24 protein-coding genes are annotated in these 21,154 nt (G+C 28.8%); 7 read left to right on the plus strand and 17 right to left on the minus strand.

The features are described 5' to 3' along the window. Positions 1–55 precede the first annotated feature (55 nt). Positions 56–973 (plus strand): GGDEF domain-containing protein, encoded by a 918-nt coding sequence (locus CC87_RS08720; RefSeq protein ID WP_051920673.1) that lies wholly within the window; start codon positions 56–58, stop codon positions 971–973. Here the strand turns inward: CC87_RS08720 and tadA are convergent. Genes tadA through kdsA form a run of 6 tightly spaced genes read right to left on the minus strand, consistent with a single transcriptional unit; the run spans position 957 to position 5,574 of the window. After that, positions 957–1,418, minus strand: coding sequence for a tRNA adenosine(34) deaminase TadA (gene tadA / locus CC87_RS06425; protein WP_245605495.1), 462 nt, complete (start codon positions 1,416–1,418; stop codon positions 957–959). The genes CC87_RS08720 and tadA overlap by 17 nt on opposite strands. Positions 1,419–1,425: 7 nt before the next feature. Further along, a complete protein-coding gene (ispH, locus tag CC87_RS08725) occupies positions 1,426–3,060 on the minus strand; it encodes a 4-hydroxy-3-methylbut-2-enyl diphosphate reductase (RefSeq protein WP_051920675.1) in 1,635 nt (544 codons plus the stop codon). After that, entirely contained in the window at positions 3,057–3,803 is a 747-nt protein-coding gene (gene radC / locus CC87_RS06435) for a RadC family protein (protein ID WP_038057357.1), read from the minus strand. Before radC ends, ispH begins: the two co-directional genes overlap by 4 nt. A 1-nt stretch (position 3,804) precedes the next feature. Then, the gene (lptC, locus tag CC87_RS06440; RefSeq protein ID WP_038057359.1) at positions 3,805–4,290 is read right to left on the minus strand and encodes an LPS export ABC transporter periplasmic protein LptC; all 486 of its coding nucleotides are present in this window, start codon (positions 4,288–4,290) and stop codon (positions 3,805–3,807) included. Then, complete coding sequence (locus tag CC87_RS06445; RefSeq protein WP_038057361.1) at positions 4,257–4,796, minus strand: KdsC family phosphatase; 540 nt, start codon at positions 4,794–4,796, stop codon at positions 4,257–4,259. The genes lptC and CC87_RS06445 overlap by 34 nt, the downstream gene beginning before the upstream one ends. Then, a complete protein-coding gene (kdsA, locus tag CC87_RS06450) occupies positions 4,771–5,574 on the minus strand; it encodes a 3-deoxy-8-phosphooctulonate synthase (RefSeq protein ID WP_038057363.1) in 804 nt (267 codons plus the stop codon). The genes CC87_RS06445 and kdsA overlap by 26 nt, the downstream gene beginning before the upstream one ends. A gap of 74 nt (positions 5,575–5,648) precedes the next feature. Between kdsA and CC87_RS06455 the strand changes: the two genes are divergently transcribed. Then, positions 5,649–7,211 carry a radical SAM protein gene (locus CC87_RS06455; protein WP_038057365.1) on the plus strand — a complete coding sequence of 521 codons (1,563 nt, stop codon included), beginning with the start codon at positions 5,649–5,651 and terminating at the stop codon, positions 7,209–7,211. On the opposite strand, the gene CC87_RS06460 is transcribed toward CC87_RS06455, so the two are convergent. The 4 genes from CC87_RS06460 to CC87_RS06475 are packed head-to-tail and all read right to left on the minus strand — an operon-like array spanning position 7,212 to position 11,783. Then, complete coding sequence (locus tag CC87_RS06460; RefSeq protein ID WP_038057367.1) at positions 7,212–8,420, minus strand: glycosyltransferase; 1,209 nt, start codon at positions 8,418–8,420, stop codon at positions 7,212–7,214. Then, entirely contained in the window at positions 8,417–9,040 is a 624-nt protein-coding gene (locus CC87_RS06465) for a DUF5752 family protein (RefSeq protein ID WP_038057368.1), read from the minus strand. Before CC87_RS06465 ends, CC87_RS06460 begins: the two co-directional genes overlap by 4 nt. A gap of 2 nt (positions 9,041–9,042) precedes the next feature. Next, positions 9,043–11,226: a bifunctional alpha,alpha-trehalose-phosphate synthase (UDP-forming)/trehalose-phosphatase gene (locus tag CC87_RS06470; RefSeq protein WP_038057370.1), complete on the minus strand. Its 2,184-nt coding sequence runs from the start codon at positions 11,224–11,226 to the stop codon at positions 9,043–9,045. Positions 11,227–11,261: 35 nt separating this feature from the next. Then, on the minus strand, positions 11,262–11,783 hold the full coding sequence (locus CC87_RS06475) for a heme NO-binding domain-containing protein (protein WP_038057371.1): 522 nt from the start codon (positions 11,781–11,783) through the stop codon (positions 11,262–11,264). A gap of 174 nt (positions 11,784–11,957) precedes the next feature. On the opposite strand from CC87_RS06475, the gene CC87_RS06480 reads away from it, so the two are divergent. The 5 genes from CC87_RS06480 to flgM all read left to right on the plus strand — a co-directional run bounded on the left by CC87_RS06480 (position 11,958) and on the right by flgM (position 15,160). Then, positions 11,958–12,281, plus strand: coding sequence for an MTH1187 family thiamine-binding protein (locus CC87_RS06480; protein WP_038057373.1), 324 nt, complete (start codon positions 11,958–11,960; stop codon positions 12,279–12,281). Positions 12,282–12,296: 15 nt separating this feature from the next. Next, on the plus strand, positions 12,297–13,502 hold the full coding sequence (locus CC87_RS06485; RefSeq protein ID WP_038057496.1) for an argininosuccinate synthase: 1,206 nt from the start codon (positions 12,297–12,299) through the stop codon (positions 13,500–13,502). Further along, positions 13,499–14,155 (plus strand): fructose-6-phosphate aldolase, encoded by a 657-nt coding sequence (gene fsa, locus CC87_RS06490; RefSeq protein WP_038057374.1) that lies wholly within the window; start codon positions 13,499–13,501, stop codon positions 14,153–14,155. Before CC87_RS06485 ends, fsa begins: the two co-directional genes overlap by 4 nt. After that, the gene (locus tag CC87_RS08730) at positions 14,155–14,730 is read left to right on the plus strand and encodes a phosphatase PAP2 family protein (RefSeq protein ID WP_051920678.1); all 576 of its coding nucleotides are present in this window, start codon (positions 14,155–14,157) and stop codon (positions 14,728–14,730) included. Before fsa ends, CC87_RS08730 begins: the two co-directional genes overlap by 1 nt. Positions 14,731–14,806: 76 nt before the next feature. Next, a complete protein-coding gene (gene flgM, locus CC87_RS06500) occupies positions 14,807–15,160 on the plus strand; it encodes a flagellar biosynthesis anti-sigma factor FlgM (protein ID WP_038057376.1) in 354 nt (117 codons plus the stop codon). Here the strand turns inward: flgM and rfaE2 are convergent. The 7 genes from rfaE2 to CC87_RS06535 form a co-directional block, all read right to left on the minus strand. Beyond that, the gene (gene rfaE2, locus CC87_RS08920) at positions 15,144–16,325 is read right to left on the minus strand and encodes a D-glycero-beta-D-manno-heptose 1-phosphate adenylyltransferase (protein ID WP_084222225.1); all 1,182 of its coding nucleotides are present in this window, start codon (positions 16,323–16,325) and stop codon (positions 15,144–15,146) included. The two genes, flgM and rfaE2, sit on opposite strands and share 17 nt — an antisense overlap. 10 nt (positions 16,326–16,335) lie before the next feature. Then, complete coding sequence (locus CC87_RS08735) at positions 16,336–17,052, minus strand: ComF family protein (protein WP_051920681.1); 717 nt, start codon at positions 17,050–17,052, stop codon at positions 16,336–16,338. Next, positions 17,036–18,175: a M20/M25/M40 family metallo-hydrolase gene (locus tag CC87_RS06515; RefSeq protein ID WP_038057377.1), complete on the minus strand. Its 1,140-nt coding sequence runs from the start codon at positions 18,173–18,175 to the stop codon at positions 17,036–17,038. The genes CC87_RS08735 and CC87_RS06515 overlap by 17 nt, the downstream gene beginning before the upstream one ends. 2 nt (positions 18,176–18,177) lie before the next feature. Then, entirely contained in the window at positions 18,178–18,450 is a 273-nt protein-coding gene (locus CC87_RS06520) for an acylphosphatase (RefSeq protein WP_038057379.1), read from the minus strand. Positions 18,451–18,571: 121 nt separating this feature from the next. Further along, positions 18,572–19,363, minus strand: a complete 792-nt coding sequence (locus CC87_RS06525) for a ParA family protein (RefSeq protein ID WP_038057381.1) — start codon at positions 19,361–19,363, stop codon at positions 18,572–18,574. Positions 19,364–19,374: 11 nt separating this feature from the next. Then, positions 19,375–20,250: a UbiA-like polyprenyltransferase gene (locus tag CC87_RS06530; RefSeq protein ID WP_038057382.1), complete on the minus strand. Its 876-nt coding sequence runs from the start codon at positions 20,248–20,250 to the stop codon at positions 19,375–19,377. A 12-nt stretch (positions 20,251–20,262) separates the two neighbouring features. Continuing rightward, positions 20,263–21,144: a YicC/YloC family endoribonuclease gene (locus tag CC87_RS06535; RefSeq protein WP_051920683.1), complete on the minus strand. Its 882-nt coding sequence runs from the start codon at positions 21,142–21,144 to the stop codon at positions 20,263–20,265. Between the last annotated feature and the right edge of the window lie 10 nt (positions 21,145–21,154).

Here is a 21,154-nt window from a genome sequence, read left to right on the forward strand (position 1 = left end):
TATAATTATATATTCAAATAAAAATTTTAAAATCGCAAATCAAAGGAGTTTTTTAATGAAAGTAAAAGACATAATGGAAACTGATCTCATTACTCTAAAACCTGACAATACAATTCAGGATTTAATTAAATGCTTTTCAGATACTGAGGTAGGGAGCGTCATTATTATAAATGATAATAATGAACCTATCCATATAATCACTCTTAGAGATTTACCAAAAATATTTTTAATTCAACCTTCTCCTTCTTACATCAAAAATATCTTAAAAGCTCTTAATAAAACTAAAAAATCTTTGATAACTATCTCTGCAAATAAATCCTTTACAGAAGCTCTGACCTTAATGAACAAGTTTGATATAAGTCATATTCCTGTAATTAATAATAAAAATAAATTGATAGGAATTCTTAGCTTAAGAAATATAGTAAAATCAGTTCCTGAAGTGATCTATTTAGATCCCCTTACTGAGGTTAATAATAGATTATATTTAGATCTGGTTAAACAAAAATTAAAAAAATCTAAAGGTTCAATTTCTGTTTTAATGATAGATTTGGACAATTTTAAAAATATTAACGATACCTATGGACATCTTTTAGGAGATGTGGTATTAAAAAACGTGGCTAAAACCATTAAAAATAATGTTAAAATAAGTGATGAAGTAATAAGATATGGAGGGGAAGAATTTTTGGTAATTGCTTATAGATGCGATCTTAAAACAGGCAAAATTGTTGCAGAGCGTTTAAGAAAGAAAGTTGAAAAAATAAAAATCAAAGGGTATCCTGATATACATATTACAGTAAGCATAGGTGTTGCCTGCTACCATCCAGGAGATGATCTGTTTTCAACAATTGAAAAAGCTGATAAAGCTATGTATCAAGCTAAAAGATTGGGAAAAAATAGAGTGGAAATTTGGAAAGAAGATATCGGTTTAAATAATTTAAACAATAAAAAAGATTTTTCTACCTTTTTAATTTAAAAAAATTTTTTAAAATATTTTGAGCCTTTTCTTTTAGAAGCCCTTCTCTTATTTTAAGTCTGTGATTTAATCTCTGATCTTGCACTATGTTATAAATACTTCCGCAAGCTCCTGTTTTTTTATCTTTTGTAGCAAAAATTAGTTCTTCTATCCTTGCAAGAACAAGAGCATAGGCACACATAGGACAGGGTTCCAAAGTAACATACATTTTGCAACCGAGCAATCTATAATTCCCTAAGTTTTGGCAGGCCTCTTTTATAGCAATAATTTCAGCATGAGCTGTAGGATCATTTAATTTGATCATTTGATTTCTTCCTCTTCCTATAATCTCCCCTTCAGGACCAATTATAATAGCTCCTACAGGAACCTCCTCTTCTTTAAAAGCTATTTCAGCTTCTTTTAAAGCTTCTTCCATAAAAAAATGATCTTTTTCATTAAACATCATGTTTAAATTATTTTATAATCAAACTTATAATAAAATATACCAAAGGTAAAGTTATAGATAAAGTTTCTAAATAAATTATTTGTCCAAGAGGTCTATCTTTAATAATAATTGTAAGCAAATAAGCCAAAATCCACACTAAAAATGTTAAAAGATAAGATAAATTATAAAAAATAACAGGAATTATAATTAAAATACCTGAAATTATTGTTAAGAACATAAGTTTATATACTACACTTTCTCTATAAGATAAAGAAAAAAGCAAAAAATTTTTAGGTAAAAAACCATCTGTTTGAAAATATACTAATTCCAAATATAATCTTAAGAATAATAAAATATTTATGATCTGTAAAAAAAATATTGCAAAATTTATATCCCAAAAGGGATATAAATATAAGGATAAGCCTATAAAAAATAAAAACTCCCATAAGAAAGAAAGAGAAGTTTTAAATAAAATCTGATCCAAGAAGAATAAAACTATAGCTAAACCAAGAATTTTCGGTTTGTAACCTATAGCTCCTATTAAAGTTAAAAGTGCTGATAATACAATTAAAAATTTAACTAAGGTTTTGTGTTTATTTATACAGAGATATTTTACAGAATAATAAAATTTAAAGCTTTCTTGATTTTGTAGATTTAAAAAATTATACCTAAACATTAAAAATGAAAAGACAAAAAGAGTTAGGAAAAAGGTTTTAAAATTCCAAGGGTAATTTATAAAATTTAAAAATCCCAACCATAAAAATAAAAAATTTAAAGTATAAAGAAGAGACAAAAAGGAAAAAGCCTTTAAAAGTCTATAAAAATTTGAGGTTTTAGATTTAATAAAGTCAACCACTTCATTTATAAGCCAGTTGGGAGTTGAAGCCCCTGCAGTAATTCCTATGATCTTGCAATTTTTAAGTTCTTCCCAAGGTAATTCCTCTGGTTTTTCTATTAAATATACTTTTTTGCCTTCTTTTTTAGCAATCTCAGCAAGTCTGTTAGTGTTAGCACTAAATTTTCCTCCGATCACTATAATAGCATCTGAGCTCTGGCTTAAGGTTCTTACTTCATTTTGTCTTACCTCTGTAGCATTGCAAATGGTATTTATAATCTGACCATTAGGATATTTATCAAGAATAGCCTCAGAAAGTTCCTTAAACAGTTTTTTATTCTGGGTAGTTTGAGAAAGAATTACATAGTTTTTAAGTTCTGGCAATTTTTCTACATCCTCAATAGAATTCACTACATAGCCCTTATTTTTACAATATCCGAGAATTCCTTTTACCTCAGCATGATTTTTATCCCCTATGATAATCACTTCTTTTCCTTGCGAAACAGCTTTTTTAGCAAGAGCTTGAACTTTTAAAACTCTGGGGCAGGTTCCATCTATAATTTTGTGCTTTTTGAAAAGTTCTTCTTTTTCTTCAGGAGGGACTCCATGAGCTCTTAAAATACATACTCCAGAAGGAAATTCTTCTTTAGTGTCTTTTATAATTTTTACTCCCAAGATATTTAAAAGCTCCAAGGTTTGAGGATTATGGATAAGAGGACCATAAGTATAAATAGGATATCTTCCTTCATTTAAAGCTTTTAGAACCAAATTAACCGCTCTTCTTACCCCCATGCAAAATCCTGCTTTTTTAGCAATTCTTATTTTCATAAAAATCCTCTTCTTAAGCTTTTTTCTAAACTTTCTATAATCCCTTGTTCAGCCATACTAAAATAACCTTCTTTTCCTATGATTATATGATCTAAAACTTTAATTTGAAGCAAATTACCTGCCAAAATTAAAACTTTTGTAATATTCAAATCTTGTTGAGATGGCTTAATCTCACCTGAAGGATGATTATGAGCTAAAATTACTGAAACCGCTTTTTTTTCTAAAGCTTTAGTAAAAATCTCCCTGGGATAAACCGCACTTTCTGTAACAGTTCCTAAAAATAAAGTATCTATTTCAATGATCTTAGATTTAGAATCTAAAAAAATAACCTTTAAAACCTCTCTATTCAGATTTTGCATTTCATACTTTAAATAATTATATACCTCTTCTGGTGACCTTAAATAATCAGCATTCAAAGCTTTGCATTTTAAGTACCTTCTGGCCACTTCTTTTATTACTTTCAAAGGTAAAGCTGATTTCTCTTTAAGGCCTTTTATTTGTGAAAGCTCTTCTAAAGGGGCATCAAGAACTTTATCCAAAGTTTTATAGCGATTAAGTAATTCTCTGGCGAGTTTTCTTGTATCTTTATAGGGAATATTAAGCATAAGTAAAAGTTCCAAAAGATCCTCATCTGTAAATTTATCAGGTCCCTCTTTTAAAAATCTTTCTTTTACCCTTCTTCTATGTCCCTTAGCCTTTTCATAAGCTTGTAAAGCAGTCTTTTCTTTCTTTAAAATAGACATTTTACAAACTAAATTTTATTCTTGGTTTTTCTTTTATTTGAAAGTCTCCTGTATCAATCTTATAAATTAATCCCTTTCCTTTAGCAATTAAACCTTTCTTTTTTACCAAAACTTTTTTATCTGTAATAATTAATCCCTGTTTAGGAAAATAAATGAGTTCATCTGTAAAAACCTCTCCAAATTTTTGAGTAAAAAGATGCACTTTCCCTATAAGTAAAAATTTATCCTTTTTTCTATTATAAAAACCTTTATCTGCTATTATTTTTAAATTTTTTTGTAAATTTATAATAATAATTTTTATAGCTTCGCAAATATTATCAGATCGCTCTTTAAATACAGATGCTTTAAACTTCCAGACTAATTTTTCTTTTTTATAAAAAGCATATTCTATATCCTGGGCTATAACTTTAAAAGTTTTATTTTTAGCCTGCAAAGAAAAAGGTAAATTAATAATTAAAATAAGTAAGAGCGTAATAATTCTTCCCATTTTCCTTTGGCCTTTAAAATAAGATCACATACCTCTCGGACAGCTCCTAAACCACCAGGACGATTAGTAACATAATCTACATATTCATTCACAGGAGGCCAGGCATTGGGAACACCTATAGCAAGTCCAACCCTCTTTAAAATAGGCAAATCTACCCAGTCATCTCCCATATAAGCTACTTCTTCATCTTTTAAATTTTTCTCTTTTAAAATTTTTTCATAAAATGGTAATTTACCAACTTTTCCCTGAACCTGAAAAAGCAATTCAATTCCAAGTTCCTTAGCTCTATTCTGAGTAACTAAGGAAAATCTACTTGAAAGAATAGCAACTTCTACTCCTATTTTTTGAAGCAGTTTTATTCCCATTCCATCAAGAACATTAAAATGTTTAATTTCTTCTCCTTGACTTGTAAGAATAATTTTACCATCTGTTAAAATACCATCTACATCTAAAAGCAAAAGTTTAATTTTTTCTGCTTTTTTAAGAATTTCCAGAGGAAAATCCATATTTTTTAACAACCTCTCTTAAATCTCTAATTTGAGATAAAATGTTTTCTAACTCATCTAAAGGTAAAGAGTTGGGGCCATCACAAAGAGCCTTGTCAGGCTCTGGATGAACTTCCATAAAAATTCCATCTACCCCTACTGCTACAGCTGCTCTTATTAGATAAGGAATAAATTCTCTTTCTCCTCCTGACTTACCTTCTCCACCTCCAGGAAGCTGAACACTATGAGTGGCATCATAAATTACTCTTACTCCAAAACTTTTCATAATAGGAATGCTCCTAAAATCTACCACCAGATTTCTGTATCCAAAGATATAACCTCTTTCTGTAAGCAAGACCTCAGCAGGATTGTAAGCTTGTGCTTTTTGCAAGGCATATTTCATATCCCAGGGAGCCATAAATTGGCCTTTTTTAATATTCACTATTTTCCCTGTTTTAGCAGCCTCTACAATTAAATCCGTTTGTCTGCAAAGAAAAGCCGGTATTTGAATAATATCCACCACTTCAGAGACAGGTTTCACCTGCCAGGTTTCATGCACATCTGTAGTAATAGTTACTCCTATCTTATCTTTTATCTCAGAAAGCCAAGCTAAACCTTTTTCAAGACCCGGACCCCTGTAAGAAAATAAAGAAGTTCTGTTAGCTTTATCAAAAGAAGCCTTAAATACATAGTCAAACCCAAAGCTAAGCACAAGATTTTTCAAATATTGGGCTATATAAAAAGCTGTATCAAAATCTTCTAAAACACAAGGACCTGCAATTATAAGAAAATTCTTCATGTTATTTCCTTTTTTGCTAAATTTTACAACTTATTTTATAATCAAAATAACATACTTCAAGAGGTTAAAACTTTATGGATTATTTAAAGTTTGAAAAAGGTTATATTAAAAAAAGGTGGACAGGAAAAATATCTATAGCTCTGGTTTTCCCTAATATTTACAAAATAGGAATGTCAAATCTTGGATTTTTATATATCTATCAAGAGTTAAATAAATATAATGAAATAGTTTGTGAAAGGGTGTTTTTACCTGAAAAGAATGAACCTTTAAGATCAGTTGAAAGTAATCGCCCTCTTAAGGATTTTGATATAATTCTATTTTCTATTGCTTTTGAAGTTGATTATATAAATGTTTTAAAAATTTTAAATCAAGCTAAAATATGCTTAGATCCTCAAAAAAGAGATGAAATAGTTTTAGCAGGTGGAGTTGCAACTTGGCTTAATCCAGATCCTTTAGTTCCATTTATAGATGGTTTTATCTTGGGAGAATGGGAAAAATTAGAAAATGAAATAGTTCCTTTATTTTTAGAATATTTTCAAGATAAAAAAACTTTACTTTTAAATCTAAATAAGTTTTCTTACTTTTATGCACCTTTAATTGAAGAAAAAAGTCTTATAAAAATAGCTAAAAGTAAAAAGACTACAAAAGCTGTTTTTTCTAAAATTATCAGTGAAAAGGCTGAATTTTCCAACACCTATTTAATAGAGATTTCAAAGGGCTGTGGAAGGGGGTGTAGATTCTGTGCGGCAGGTTTTGTTTACAGACCTCCTCGCAGTTATTCTGAAGAAATTTTAGAAGGGGTTGTTAATAACATTCCAAAAGGTTCAAAAGTAGGATTGATAGGACTTGAATTTGCCAATAAAAAAGAAATCTTTTGTACAGGTAAAAAACTTATTGAAAATGATTGTATCCTTACCTTTTCCTCTTTAAGGATAGATACTTTAAATGATGATTTTTTAGAGCTATTAAGAGGAACAAGAAGTATCGCTATTGCGCCTGAAACAGGATCTTTGAGATTAAAAAAAGTTATTAATAAAAATCTTTCTGAAGAAGAAATTTTTGAAGCTTTAGAAAAATTTGAGGAAAAAGGACTAAAAAATGTTAAATTTTATTTCATGCTTGGATTACCCATGGAAACAGAAGAAGACTTAGAAGAAACAGTAAAGTTTATAAAAAAGATTTTAAAGAAAAAATTTTTTTTGAATTTTTCTTTTTCATTTTCTTTTTTTGTTCCAAAACCTCATACACCTTTTCAATGGCATAAATTCTTAGATATTAAAATTCTCAAAGAAAGAGAAGTTTTTATAAGAAAAAGACTTTATTTTATAAAAAATTTAAAAATAGATCCTCCTAAGGAGGCTCTATTACAAACTATTATAGCAAGAGGAAATAGAAATTTAAAAGAGTTTTTAATAGCTATGGCTAAAGGAGAAAAATTAAACAGAGCTATAAAGAAAATAGTAGATATAAATGAGATCCTTCATCCTAAAGAGGATTTAAAGTATAAATTTACTTGGGATAAGATAGATACAGGAGTAAAAAAGGAATATTTATGGAAAGAATGGCAAAAAGCTTTGCAATTTAAGGTAACCTCTTTTTGTCAACCTGAAAAATGTAAGCGTTGTGGAGCTTGCTGATTAATCGTTATTTTTTAACAATCTATTTATAAGAAGAAGATAGTCTCTTAAATGTCTGATAATTAAAAATCTATGTCTGACTCTTTCTTTAGCATGAAATCCCATAGTTTTTCTAATTTCAGGATTTGCCAGAAGATATCTTATACGAACTGCTGTGCCTTCTATACTATTTACCAAATATCCTGTAATTCCATGAACAATTTGGCGTTTTATTCCACCTACATTAGAACCTATCACAGGTTTAGCTTTCCACATAGCCTCTGAAACAACTAAGCCAAAACCCTCTTTTAAAGACTTCTGAACCACTACAGTTGCTCCTCTTTGAAAGGCATTTATTTCTTTGTGACTATTAGGAGGAAGATTTAAAATAAATATATCTTTATCACCTGTAGCGAAATTTAAAAGTTCCTTGTATACCTGTTCCCCCTCTGGGTCATCTGGAGCAAAAGCTCCTACTAAAACAACTTGACAATCATATTTCTTTTTAACCAATTTATAAGCCTTTAACACTCCAAAAGGATCCTTTAACCTATCAAAACGAGAAACCTGTAAAATAATGGGTTTTTCTGGATTTATACCAAATCTGGTTAAGGTATTTATAATTTCTTCTTGAGACAACTCTATATGCTTAGGATGAAGAGGATCTATAGAGGGAGCAATAATATAAGTAGGTATAGTAATCCCTTCATAAGCAAATTCAGGCATATGGAAAATACAGGCATCATAAGCATTCAAAAAATTTTCCAAAAAATGCCAGGCTTTGGGATCAGGAGTAGAAGTGTCTATATGACATCTCCAAATCCACTTCTGTCCAGGTTGTTTTTTAATAACAAGCCCCATAGGTTGGGGATCATGAATAAAAATTACATCATAATTTTCTGTATCTATTTGATTCATATTTTCATAAGTAATTTTCAAATAATAAACTATCTCATCACTATTTATTTCCTCTTTTCCTGGCATGTGAAGAAGATTATGTAATTTTTTAGTAAAATTAAAAAAAGTTCTGTCTCCTTTTATAATCTGCCAGTCTGTTTCAATACCAAGTTCATTCATAAGGGGAACTAATCTATTTAAGATTTCAGCAACTCCTCCTCCTTCTTTAGTAGAATTTACATGGAGAACTTTTATTCCTTTAAGTTTTCTACTTATTAAAAATAATTCATCTATAAATTCTTCACCTATGTAAGGAATATACTTTTCAATCATTTTTTATCTTCCAGTATGTTTAGTATTTTTTTCTTTATATCATATAAATTATCACTATAAATATCTAATTTATTAATAAACTCAGCCTTTTTAGCCTCTCCTATGCTTATTAACCATTCTGAATAATCATTTATTAGTGATTTCTTTTCTAATTTAGAGGTAATAAGATGATAAAATAAAGAATTTATAGAAGAATTTTTAAAACCTTCTATAAACTCTTTTAAATCCTTAGCCTGATATCCAAGCTCTAAAATCTGTCTTTCTGCTTTTCTAAAATAAAAAGGTGTCAATTCTCTTTTTATTTTTTCATCATAATTGGTTTCCAAAATATGAACTAAATCCCTTCTTAGGTCTTCTAAATCATAATAATCAACAGGATCTATAGCAGAAATTTTTTCAGCTAATAAAATATAATTATTTTTATACAACCAATAAGCAAAACTATTAGAATAATGCACAGGAAGATCATGGTATTTAAACATATTTATATAAACATGATAAAAGAGGGATAATTTATCAATAACTTTTAAAGCTTCAATAAAATCTCTTATGGTATAAACTTTTATTCCTGTATATTTAGAAATCCAAAGCTCTGTTTTAAATATAAAAGAATTACCCATCTTTATTCCACCAAATTTTTAAGAAGTTTTCTTACATCTTTGTATGATTTGGCACTATATTTAGCTAAGGATTTTCCTAATCCAACTTTTATGGTAATAGCCTCCTCAGGTAACGCTCTAAATAAATCTTCATCTGTTATATCATCTCCAATAGCTAAAATAAAATCGTAATTTTTTTCTTTTAAAAAGATATTAGCAGCTACGCCTTTGTCAATACCTGCAGGTCTAACTTCTACAACTTTATTTCCTAAAAGGACATTTGCCTGCATGTTTCCTGTTAAAATTAATAATTCATCAATTAGTTCAGCTACTCTTAAACTTGCCAATTCTGGATCAGCATTTCTATAATGAAAAACTATAGAAAATTCTTTTTCTTCTATAAAAGACTGAGGTAAACGATCCACATAAATTTCCATAATATTTCTGATAGGTTCTTTAAAATCAGGAGATATATTGACCATAGGTTCCCAATCAGAATTGTATTTTTTAATAAATATACCGTGCTCTGAAATGAAATTGACCTTTATTCCACTAAACCATCTTACAAGATCTTCTTTTTTTCTTCCGGATATTATAACAATATCTGTATTAGGAAGATTAGAAATTTGTTCCAAAAGGTTTTTTATTTCTCTATCCGGAATAGCTAAGGATGGTTTGGAAACTATAGCTACTAAAGTCCCATCATAATCTAAAAACAAAATCCTGTTAGATGCCCTCTGAAATTTTTCTTTGATTTGATGAATAATAGCTTCGTTTAAAAATTTTGTATTTAATTTCTCTTTTGTTTCTATTAAATATTTTAATGTGTTAAAAAAATCCTGACCCCATTTAACAATATCATATCTTCTAAGTCTCTCCTGCATGATAGAAAGTCTTTCTTTTTGTTCTTCTCTTGGCATTTCTATAGCTTTTTCTATAGCATAGGAAAGTTCGCTTATAGAATTGGGATTTACTATTAATGCTTCCCCTAACTCCTTAGCACTTCCTGCAAACTCTGATAAAATAATCACTCCTTTTAAATCTTTTCTTGAAGCTACAAATTCCTTAGCTATAAGGTTCATTCCATCTTTTAAAGGTGTTACTAATATAGCATTGCAAGCTAAATAATGAGCTGTAAGTTCTTCAAAATTAAGAGAACGATAGTAATATAATACTGGAACCCAATCAATTTTACCAAATTTTCCATTTATTTCACTTATCTTTTCTTCTAACTGTTTTTTCATTCTTTGATAATGTTCTACCCCTTCCCTGGAAGGAACCACCACCATTATAAGAACAACTTTCCCCCTTAAATCAGGTCTTCTAATTAAAAGATCTTCAAAAGCAAGAAGTCTATTGTAAATTCCTTTAGTATAATCCAATCTATCTACAGAAAAAATTATTCTTTTATCTTTAAGTTGATATTGGATAGTTTTGAGTATACTTTTTACATTCTCATTTTCACAGGCATTAAAAAACAAGTCAAAATCAATTCCCATAGGGAAGGTATCAACTTTTACAAGTCTATTTTTATATAAGATATCTCCCATTTTATGGTCAATTCCTAAGGTGCGAGAAAGACTTCTTAAAAAATTGGTAGTGTATTCATAGGTATGAAATCCTATAAGATCACATCCTAAAAGTCCTACTAAAATTTCTCTTCTCCAAGGAAGTTGCATAAATACTTCTGGTGGAGGGAAAGGTATATGTAAAAAGAAACCAAGCATAATATTAGGAAATTTCTCTCTTAATAAGGACGGTAGAAGCATGAGATGATAATCATGAATCCATACTATAGAATTTTCATCCACATGTTTTACAGTCTCTTCAAAAAAAATCTGATTCACAGTAACATAACTATTCCAATAAGTCTCTTCATACACTACATAACTTGGGAAACTGTGAAAAAGAGGCCAGAGAGTTTTATTGCAAAAACCATTGTAAAATTTATCTAACAATTTAGCAGGAACTGAAACTGGATAGCAATTTATATCTTTGCTTTTTTCCTTTATTATTTCAAATTTCTTTTTATCAAAGTGAGAACCAGGCCATCCAATCCAAGTATAATTATTTATATTGGACTTTTTTAGAAAAGTTTCTAAACCAGAAACTAATCCACCCGGGCTTTTAACAAAAGTAAGATCCTTTTTAACACTAAAAGGAAGTCTATTAGCTACAATTATAAGTTTTTCATTAAAAAAATTCATAATATAATTTTTTATAAATGTTATCTTTTTAGTTTTTATTTAAAAACAATTTCTACTTTATCGGGAGAAATTTTTCTAACATTTAAGTTTTCTTTAAAATACTTTCCTACTCCTTTTACAAGACTTGCTACTAAATCTATTAATCTTCTTGGTGATTCATAGGTCATTATAAGAGTTTTATCATCTTTCCATTCATATTTAAATCTAGGTGGCTTGGCACCAGGCATAGATTTGGTAGTAAGGACATGAACTTTATCCATTTTTAGAAGAAAATCTTTGGCAGATTTAGCCTGATTATAAAAAGGAGCATATAACTTAGGAGCAAAAGAACAAGCCCAATATTCTCCAAAAGCATCAAAAGCCTGCTGTAATGAAATATTAAGCTCTTTACATAAAATATTTATAATTTTTAAAACATCATTATCATTTATATCTTGAGTAGGTAAAAACATTGTACCCTTAGGAAAACCAGATTTTTGAAGAATATCATCCCATTTTTCTTTACCAAATTTTTCTTTCACCATCTCTGCAAGAGCATTGGCTATAACACCTTTCATTTGCAACCACCTTCTTAAATTTTTAAATTCTATTTTACATATTTAGTCAAATAAGTCAATTATAATAGATTTGAATTTTTTAAGATTTTTACCATTTTTTTTTAAATGTATTAAAATAATATTTTATAAAAAACACTTGCTCTTATTTCAATTTATTGTAAAATTGGATTTACTATGAGTATACTGGTTTCTCTTAGTATATTTCCTTTAGACAAAGGAGAAAGTGTTAGTACCTATGTAGCAAGAATTCTTGAAACAATTGATAAATCAGGTATCCCTTATAAACTCACTCCTATGGATACAGTTATAGAGGTTGACGATGAAGAACTTGATAAAATTTTAAGTCTCATTAAAGAGAGTATAAGAGTTTTAGAAAAAGATTGTAATAGAATTATAGTAAATATAAAAATGGATTATCGAAAGGGCAGAAAGGGTGGTTTAACTCAAAAGCAGAAATCTGTAGAGGAAAAAGTAGGAAGATCTCTTGATAAAGCTTAGTTGGAGGATCCCTTTTTGAAACCAAAAAAGATAGTTTTAGCTTATTCTGGTGGTTTAGATACTTCTGTTATTCTTAAGTGGCTTATTGAAAAATATCAATGTCCTGTTATTGCCTATTGTGCTAATCTTGGTCAGGAAGAGGATTGGGAAGAAATCAGAGAAAAAGGTCTTAAATGTGGAGCAGAAAAAGTAATTATAAAAGATTTAAGAGAAGAATTTGTTAAAAATTATGTTTTTTTTGCTATAAAAGCTGGAGCAGTTTATGAATCCTGGTATCTAATGGGAACATCTTTAGCCCGTCCTCTTATTGCTAAGGAACAGGTTAAAATTGCTAAGGAAGAAGGAGCAGATGCAGTAGCTCATGGAGCTACTGGTAAAGGAAATGATCAGGTCAGATTTGAGTTAACTTATTCTGCTTTGGCTCCAGATTTAAAAGTAATTGCTCCTTGGAGAGAATGGAATTTCAAAGGAAGATCTGATCTTATAGAATATGCTAAAAAACATGGAATACCTGTTCCTGTAACCCCTGAAAAGCCTTATAGTATAGATGCTAATCTTTTTCATATAAGTTATGAAGGTGGTATATTAGAGGATTTATGGAATGAGCCTCCAGAAGATATGTTTATTATGACTATCTCTCCTGAAAAAGCACCTGATAAACCTGAATATATAGAAATAGATTTTAAAGAAGGTGAACCAGTAGCTATAAATGGAGAAAAATTAAATCCTGTTGAACTGCTTTTCAAACTTAATAAAATCGGTGGAAAACACGGAATAGGTAGAGTTGATATGGTAGAAAATCGTTTTGTTGGAATAAAAAGCAGAGGAATTTATGAAACCCCTGGTGGAACCATTCTTCATGCAGCACACAGAGCTTTGGAACAGATCACCCTTGATAGAGAAGTTATGAGACTTAAAGATATTCTTATGCCCAAAATCGCAGAACTTATTTATTATGGTTTCTGGTTTAGCCCAGAATTCCAGTCTTTAAAAGCTTTTATAGAAAAAACTCAGGAAAGAGTTACAGGAACTGTAAAACTTAAACTTTATAAAGGTAATGTAATAATAGCAGGAAGAAAAAGTCCCTACAGCCTTTATAAAAAAGAGCTTGCTTCTTTTGAAGAAAAAGAAGGCTATAATCCAAAAGATGCAGAAGGTTTTATAAGACTCCAAGGGTTAAGACTGAAAATTAACAACATTTTACATGGAGGGGAACTATGAAAATATTTGTGGATACAGCTCAGATAGAAGAAATTAGAAAAGTAAAAGAATGGGGTATTTTAGATGGAATTACTACTAATCCGACTCTTCTTTCTAAAACTGGTAAGCCCTGGAAAGAAGCAGCTATGGAGATTTTAAAAGAAGTCTCAGATAAACCAGTATCATTAGAAGTAATAGCTACTGATTTTGAAGGCATGGTTAAAGAAGCCAAAGAACTTGCTAAAATGGGAGATAATGTAGTTATAAAAATACCTTTTACTGTAGAGGGAACAAAAGCAATTAAAGCTCTGGTTTCAGAAGGTATAAAAGTTAATGTAACTTTGGTTTTTTCTCCTTTACAGGCTTTAATCGCTGCAAAAGCTGGAGCTACTTATGTTTCTCCTTTTATAGGAAGACTTGATGATATTTCTCATGATGGAATAAGTATGTTAGAAGAAATTATTCAGATTTATGATGTTTATGGTTTTGAGACCGAAATTATAGCAGCAAGTATTCGCCATGTAGATCATGTAAGAAGGTGTGCTTTGCTCGGAGTGGATATCGCCACTATACCTTTTAAAGTTATACAGCAGATGTTTAAACATCCTCTTACAGATATTGGATTAACGAAATTTTTGGAAGATGCTAAAAAAGCCAATATAAGTATTATTTAATGCTGGATCTTTTAGCTGATATAGATATTAAACTGTTTTATCTAATCAATCATTTTCATGTATCTATTTTAGATTTACTTTTACCTTTATTTAGTAAATCTGATTTTATATATATTTTTTATTCTATTACTGGTAGTTTTTTGTTATTAAAATATTCTATTAAAAAAAGCTTGATTATTTACTTATTTTTTATTATAGGGTTTCTTTGGGTGGATTTTAGTTGTGCCAAGATTTTAAAGCCTTATTTTCAAAGAAAAAGACCTTTTGTAAGTATAAATAAAGTTTATTATTATTCTGAAGGAAGCTTTCAGATTTTAGATAGACCTTTAAATAAACATACAAGTTACAGTTTTCCTTCTAACCATGCTTCTAATGTAGGGTATGCTTCTTCTTTTTTAAGTTTTTATTTTCCAAAAGTCAGTTTTCTTTGGATTTTGTTTGCTTTAATTGTTGGTTGGTCCCGTATTTATTTAGGAGTGCATTTTCTCTCTGATATTTTGGCAGGTTATTTTTATGGATTTTTTTGGGCTTTTATTTTTTACCAAATAACAAAATTACCACTTCGTAAGTGGTAATTTTTGGTAAAAATTTGACAAAAAAATTTTTGTTATTATTATATAATTATAGAAGAATTAAAGTTGGAGGTATATTATGCCGATAAATAATATAAAAAATATACCAGAGGTGATGTATATGAAAATAAATAATATTGCTGGAAAAAATTTAGAAGATTTAAAAAATATAAAAGAAGCAAAAAAAAGAGAAAATGTAACTAATAAAATTGCTCCTCCTAAACAAAATTTGAGAACTAAAAATACTGAAACAGTTCGCCTTGCTTCTCAAAAAATGATTGAAAAAGCTGTAAAAAAAACTGGTAATATGCCAGAAATTAGAGAAGAAAAAGTAGCTCAAATAAAAGCCCAAGTTCAGGAAGGAACTTATAATGTCTCTAACAGAGAGATTGCCCGCTCTATGATTGGTAATTTACTTAATGAGATTGCTTAATTTTTTCAATAATTTTAGTAGTGGAAATATTATAAGAAAATTCAATCCTAACTACTTTTCCTCCATAACTTTTTACAAAGTTGGCTCCTACAATTTTGTCTTCATCCCAATCTGCACCTTTTACTAAAACGTCTGGTTTTAATTCTTTTATTAATCTTTCAGGGGTTTCCTCATCAAAAATTATAATGTAATCTACACATTCTAAAGCAGATAAGACCGAAGCCCTAAATGATTCATAATTTATAGGCCTTAAATCGCCTTTTATCTTTTTTATAGAAATGTCACTATTTAAACCAACTACCAAAATATCTCCCAAAGCCCTTGCTTTTTGTAAATAGTCTACATGCCCCGCATGTAATATATCAAAGCAACCATTAGTAAAAACCACTATCTGGCCTTTTTTTCTTCTTTCTTCAAGAATTTCTTTGACAGTTTCAAGAGATTTAACCTTACTTTTATATAATTTAAAATAAGGGGTCTTTAAAGGATAAGGTAGGTTTTCATCAAGAGTATCAAAATTAAAATTGATTATTGTTTCGTCTTTATATAACTCATTAAGTAATATCCCCTTAGGCGAAAATATAGCAGAATCTCCTAAAGCATTTATTCCTATTACATAGCATTGATTTTCTATAGCCCTTGCTTTTAACAAAGTTTTCCAATGATCTATTCTTTGAGATGGCCATTGGGCAAAAACTATAATAACATCAGTTCCTTGTTTTATTAATTCCCTTGCTATTTCAGGACTTCTTAATTCAAAACATATAATAATCCCAAATTTTAAATTTTTAATTTTTACCAATTCCCTTTTTTCTCCAGGAGAAAAAGGTTCATCTAATACAGGAAATAAAATGTTTTTTTCTGCAACAATTTTTATCTCTTGAGAAGTTAAAAGATAAATAGAATTACAAATTTTTCCATTTTTATAAAAAGGAGCACCTAAAATAAGGTATTGATTATCTCTTAATAACTTTTGAATTTCAAAAAGCGATTTTTTAATCATTTTTTGAGAACAGGAAGTAAAATCAAATTTATAACCTGTTAGAGCTAATTCTGGCAATAATAAAAGTTCAGCTTTGGAATTTTTAATAAAGTTTTTTATCTTTTTAATATTTTCTTCTAATTTTGAAGAATTTTGCATTTGAAAGACTTCAACACTTAACATAAAAAATCCTTTAATTTAAAGTATTCTTAGCTATAGTAAGCACATAGATCTCTTTAGCACCTGCTTTTTTCAAAGCTTTAGAAGCTTCATTTAAAGTTGCTCCTGTAGTCATAACATCATCTATTAAAAGAATAGTCTTATTTTTTACTTTTAAATTTGCTTCAAAAGCATTTTTAACATTTTTCCATCTCTCTTTTTGAGATAGTTCAGTTTGAGGTTTTGTATACTTAATTCTTTTTAAAAGCTCTTGAGAAGGTCTTTTGCCTAAAAAACCCCAGGCAATCAAAAAACTTTGATTAAATCCCCTAACTTTTAATCTTTCTGAAGATAAAGGAACAGGAATAACTAAATCAAACGCTGGGATTTTATCAATAAAAACACTTTTAAGTAATTTTCCTAATTTATACCCTAAACTAAAATCTTTACCAAATTTTAAAGAGATAATCCAATCAGAAACAGGTTTTTTATAATAAAACGCTGAAAATGTTTTATTAAAATAAAACTTCTGTGTTTGACAATAAGAACAATAATTAATTTCTTTATAAGAAAGTAAATTCTTTAAATGATCTGGAAGAGGAGTTCCACATTTTTGACAATAAAGTTTTAAAAAAGGTAATTTAGGGAAACAATTATTACAAATTAAAATTTCATTGTAACTTAATGGTCTCTGGCAAAGTTTACAAAATTCAGGAAAAATAAAATTAAAGATTTTATTTAGAAAATTCATTTTTCATTTTGATAATTTCCAAAACTAATTCTGCAGTAATTACCATATCTTTTAAAGCTATATATTCTTCAGTAGTATGAACTTTTTGCATTCCTGTACCAAGAATAAGACATTTTAATCCTTTTTCATTAAAAACATTTGCATCTGAAGCCCCTTCTTTTCTTTTAAAACTTATTTTTAAGCCTAATTTTTCACCTGCCTTTTTAACAAGTTGACAAATAGAATCTTCAGGAGGAATATAAAAAGCTTGATAAACTTTATCAAAATCAACTTCGGCTTTAGGAAGATCATTGAGTTTAAAAGGATAAGAAGAAATTATTTTTTCTGCTTGTTTTTGAATTGAACTTTTAAGATTTTCCAATTTTTCATCATTATGGCTTCTTATTTCTCCTTCTGCTAAAGCTTTCTCAGGGACAATATTTACAAATTTTCCACCAGAAATAATACCTATATTCATAGTAGTTTCTTTATCTATTCTTCCTATAGGAAGCTCAGCAATTATTTTTGAAATAATATGAATAGCATTTATTCCTTTTTCAGGTTCTAAGCCTGCATGAGCAGATTTTCCTTTAACTTTTAATTTAAATTGATAAGAAGACGGAGCTCCTATAATAACTTCTGTAGGATTTTCGCTATCAAGAATAAATCCCTCTCTTGCATCTATAAGATTTATATCTAAATATTTAGCTCCAAGTAATCCTATTTCTTCACAGGTAGTAAAGATTAAATCTAAGGGAGGATGAGGCATTTTGGTTTCTTTAAGGATTTTTGTAATCTCTATTAAAATAGCAATAGCAGACTTATCATCAGCCCCCAAAATGGTTCTTCCATCACTTTTAAAAATTCCATTTTCAAATATTATTTTAGGATTTTCATAAGGTCCTACTGTATCAAGATGAGCCCCTAAAAACAAAGGAGAAGTTGAAATAGTTCCAGGAATTTTTATAATTAAATTTCCAACTTCAGAACCTGTGTTTTCTGCAGATCTATCAAAAAGACATTTATATCCAAGAGCATCAAAAATATTAGCTATATAATAAGCTATTTTCCCCTCTTTTTTAGAAGGACTTTCTATACTTACAAGATTTTTAAACTCTAAGGCTAATCTATCTATATTTATCATTTTTAATACCTTATTTCAAAATCCGTAAATTCGCCTTTATAAGGTTCTTCTATAACTTCAACTTTTGTTACCTTAGCATGAGGAGACCCTTTATGACACCAGGCTATCATTTGATCAACCGCTCCGTCTTCTCCTTCAAAAACTGCCTCCACCCTTCCATCAGGTAAATTTCTTACCCAACCCTTAACACCAAGTTTTTTAGCCTCTGCTTCTGTATAAGCTCTAAAAAATACCCCTTGAACTCTTCCTGAAATAAAAACATGAACCCTTTTCATAAAACATCACCTCCTTAATTTTAGGATTATTTATTAAAAGCTAAAAAAGTCAAGATATTTTAAATGATAAAAATTATAATCAAGGAATTCTTTTATTTAAATCTGTAATAAGGAATTTTAATTATGGATATTTTTTTCTTGATTTTATTCTTTCCAAAAATTCATCCGCTAATTTTAAAAAAGCTTCACTTGCTTTGTTATTAGGAGAATAATCAATTACAGGTTTGCCAAAACTGGGTGCCTCACTAACTCTTACACTCCTGGGAATAAGAGTATTAAAAATTATCCATTTAAAATGCTCTTTAGCTTCTTCTGCTACCTCATGAGAAAGCTTGTTTCTCTTATCATACATAGTTAAAACTAAACCAAAAAGCATTAAATCAGGATTTAAACTTTTTTTTATCCCTCTTATAGTTTTTACAAGTAAAGATAAACCTTCTAAAGCATAATATTCACATTGAAGGGGTATAATTATTCCTTCACAAGCAGTAAGAATATTTACAGTAATAAGACTCAAAGATGGAGGAGAATCTATAAATATAAAATCAAAAAAATCTTTTAAAGGTTTATCTTGATAAAAACTGTTTTTAATTAAATTTTTCAAAACATACTCCCTATTTGGATATTCTACTAACTCAACTTCCAATCCAACCAGATCAATAGAGGAAGGTAAAAGATATAGATTGGGAAAGGGATTTTTAATGAACTTTTCACAATATCCTTCGATAATAGCCTGATATATACTTTCCTCTTTACCTACTTTAATTCCTAAACCACTTCCTGCATTAGCCTGTGGATCAAAATCAATAAGAAGGATTTTATAATCCCTTAAACTTAGAGCTCTTGCTAAATTTATAGCTATAGTGGTTTTACCAACTCCACCCTTCTGATTAATAAAAGCAAAAATTTTCATAAAATGGGCTCTTAAAAATGAATGTAATACCAATTATTTAAAAGAATTATCAAGAAAAAAATAATACTTATATAACCATTGGTGGTAAAAAAAGCTTTATTAATCTTAGAAAGGTCATATTCCTTTATAAGACTATGTTCATAAGATAAGAATAAACTTATCAAAATCAATCCTACATAATAGATCCAGGTTGTTTTAGTATAAATGAAGCCTGTTATTACTAATGAAAAAAAAGTAATTAAATGTAAAGCTCTTGCAATTTTAAGGGCTTTAGCTATACCAAATTTAACAGGTATGGATTTTAAGCCCATTTTTTTATCAAATTCGTAATCCTGAAGACTATAAAGAATATCAAACCCTGAAACCCAAGATGCCATAGCTATTCCAAGGAAGATGGCTAACAAAGAGATGGTTTCATTTAAAGCTACATCTATAGCTATGGGTATCAAAAAATAAACAACACCCAGAATTAAATGAGGAAAATAGGTAATTCTTTTAGCAAAAGGATAAAGCCATAAAAATAAAACCACTACAGGACTTAAAATAAAGGCTAAATGATTGATTTTATAACAAAAAAAGATAAAAAATAAACCACTTATTAAAATCAGTAACTTTAATTCCCAATCCTTTACTAAACCACTGGCATGAGGCCATATACGTGTTCTTGGATTTTTTTCATCAAAGGGTTTATCTATATAACGATTAAAAGCCATTCCAAGAGTCCGAGCAGAAACCATTGCCATTAAAATATAAACTATTTTTATCCAGGATGGAAATTCTTTATAAAGAATTAATAAACTTGCTAAACCAAAAGGTAAGGCAAAAATAGTATGTTCAAATTTTAAAAGTTCTGAATATAACTTTAGTTTGTGAATAATTTTAGCCATATTTTTTCACCTTTAAGCAATATTTTGGATTTGTTCTCTTAATTTCTCTATCAAATCTTTTACTTTTACAGCTATCAAAGAAATTTCGGGAGATTGAGCTTTATTGGATAGGGTATTTATCTCTCTAAACATTTCCTGACATAAAAAATCAAGTTTTTTCCCACATTTTTCTTCTTCCATAGTAAGTTCAAAATGATTAATATGAATTTTTAAACGATCAAGTTCTTCAGTAAAATCAATTTTATCTAAAAGATGAACCACCTCTTGATAAAATCTATTTTCATCTATACTTTTAAGATCAAATTCTTGAAAAAGTTTATCCAACCGTTTTTTCAGCTTTTCTTTGTTTTTTTCTATAATTTCCTCTTTTAGTTTTTCTATTTCAGAAACCTTTTCTTTTAATTCAATTAGATGCGCTTTAAGAAATTCTTTTAAAGATTCTCCTTCTTTTTGACGGAAAGTTTTTAACTCTTCTAAAGCCTGTTTTAAAGCTGGATAAATTTCCTCCCAGAGTTTTTCCAGATCCTCTTCTTTATCTTCTAAAATGATATAATCTCTAAATCTCAGAAAATCTGAAAAACTAAGGGGTTCTTCAAATCCGAGTTCATATTTTAAACATGTTAAAGCAGCTTTTAATCTTCTTGCCAGTTCTAAATCAAGTAAGATTTCTTTTGCTACAAGCCCTGCACCTGTATATCTTATCTGTAATTCTATTTTTCCTCTATTAAAATATTCAGAAATAAGTTTTCTAATTCTTTCTTCTAAATAGGTATATCTTCTTGGAAGTCTTAAAGAAATATCTAAATATCTGGAATTTACACTTTTTATATAAACAGAAATGATATAATTTTCAGCTTGAGAAACACCTTTGCCAAAACCTGTCATACTTTCCATAAAAAACTCC

Source organism: Thermodesulfobacterium hydrogeniphilum (genome assembly GCF_000746255.1).
Classification (GTDB): domain Bacteria; phylum Desulfobacterota; class Thermodesulfobacteria; order Thermodesulfobacteriales; family Thermodesulfobacteriaceae; genus Thermodesulfobacterium; species Thermodesulfobacterium hydrogeniphilum.

Coding starts and splice junctions, on each gene's coding strand:
- CC87_RS08735 (WP_051920681.1), bottom strand. CDS start 17,052: ATGAATTTTCTAAATAAAATCTTTAATTTTATTTTTCCTGAATTTTGT.
- CC87_RS06480 (WP_038057373.1), top strand. CDS start 11,958: ATGAGTATACTGGTTTCTCTTAGTATATTTCCTTTAGACAAAGGAGAA.
- CC87_RS06445 (WP_038057361.1), bottom strand. CDS start 4,796: ATGGATTTTCCTCTGGAAATTCTTAAAAAAGCAGAAAAAATTAAACTT.
- CC87_RS06530 (WP_038057382.1), bottom strand. CDS start 20,250: ATGGCTAAAATTATTCACAAACTAAAGTTATATTCAGAACTTTTAAAA.
- CC87_RS06515 (WP_038057377.1), bottom strand. CDS start 18,175: ATGATAAATATAGATAGATTAGCCTTAGAGTTTAAAAATCTTGTAAGT.
- CC87_RS06455 (WP_038057365.1), top strand. CDS start 5,649: ATGGATTATTTAAAGTTTGAAAAAGGTTATATTAAAAAAAGGTGGACA.
- CC87_RS06520 (WP_038057379.1), bottom strand. CDS start 18,450: ATGAAAAGGGTTCATGTTTTTATTTCAGGAAGAGTTCAAGGGGTATTT.
- radC (WP_038057357.1), bottom strand. CDS start 3,803: ATGTCTATTTTAAAGAAAGAAAAGACTGCTTTACAAGCTTATGAAAAG.
- tadA (WP_245605495.1), bottom strand. CDS start 1,418: ATGATGTTTAATGAAAAAGATCATTTTTTTATGGAAGAAGCTTTAAAA.
- CC87_RS06460 (WP_038057367.1), bottom strand. CDS start 8,420: ATGATTGAAAAGTATATTCCTTACATAGGTGAAGAATTTATAGATGAA.
- flgM (WP_038057376.1), top strand. CDS start 14,807: ATGCCGATAAATAATATAAAAAATATACCAGAGGTGATGTATATGAAA.
- rfaE2 (WP_084222225.1), bottom strand. CDS start 16,325: ATGTTAAGTGTTGAAGTCTTTCAAATGCAAAATTCTTCAAAATTAGAA.
- CC87_RS06525 (WP_038057381.1), bottom strand. CDS start 19,363: ATGAAAATTTTTGCTTTTATTAATCAGAAGGGTGGAGTTGGTAAAACC.
- kdsA (WP_038057363.1), bottom strand. CDS start 5,574: ATGAAGAATTTTCTTATAATTGCAGGTCCTTGTGTTTTAGAAGATTTT.
- fsa (WP_038057374.1), top strand. CDS start 13,499: ATGAAAATATTTGTGGATACAGCTCAGATAGAAGAAATTAGAAAAGTA.
- ispH (WP_051920675.1), bottom strand. CDS start 3,060: ATGAAAATAAGAATTGCTAAAAAAGCAGGATTTTGCATGGGGGTAAGA.
- CC87_RS06535 (WP_051920683.1), bottom strand. CDS start 21,144: ATGGAAAGTATGACAGGTTTTGGCAAAGGTGTTTCTCAAGCTGAAAAT.
- CC87_RS08720 (WP_051920673.1), top strand. CDS start 56: ATGAAAGTAAAAGACATAATGGAAACTGATCTCATTACTCTAAAACCT.
- CC87_RS06465 (WP_038057368.1), bottom strand. CDS start 9,040: ATGGGTAATTCTTTTATATTTAAAACAGAGCTTTGGATTTCTAAATAT.
- CC87_RS06475 (WP_038057371.1), bottom strand. CDS start 11,783: ATGAAAGGTGTTATAGCCAATGCTCTTGCAGAGATGGTGAAAGAAAAA.
- CC87_RS08730 (WP_051920678.1), top strand. CDS start 14,155: ATGCTGGATCTTTTAGCTGATATAGATATTAAACTGTTTTATCTAATC.
- lptC (WP_038057359.1), bottom strand. CDS start 4,290: ATGGGAAGAATTATTACGCTCTTACTTATTTTAATTATTAATTTACCT.
- CC87_RS06470 (WP_038057370.1), bottom strand. CDS start 11,226: ATGAATTTTTTTAATGAAAAACTTATAATTGTAGCTAATAGACTTCCT.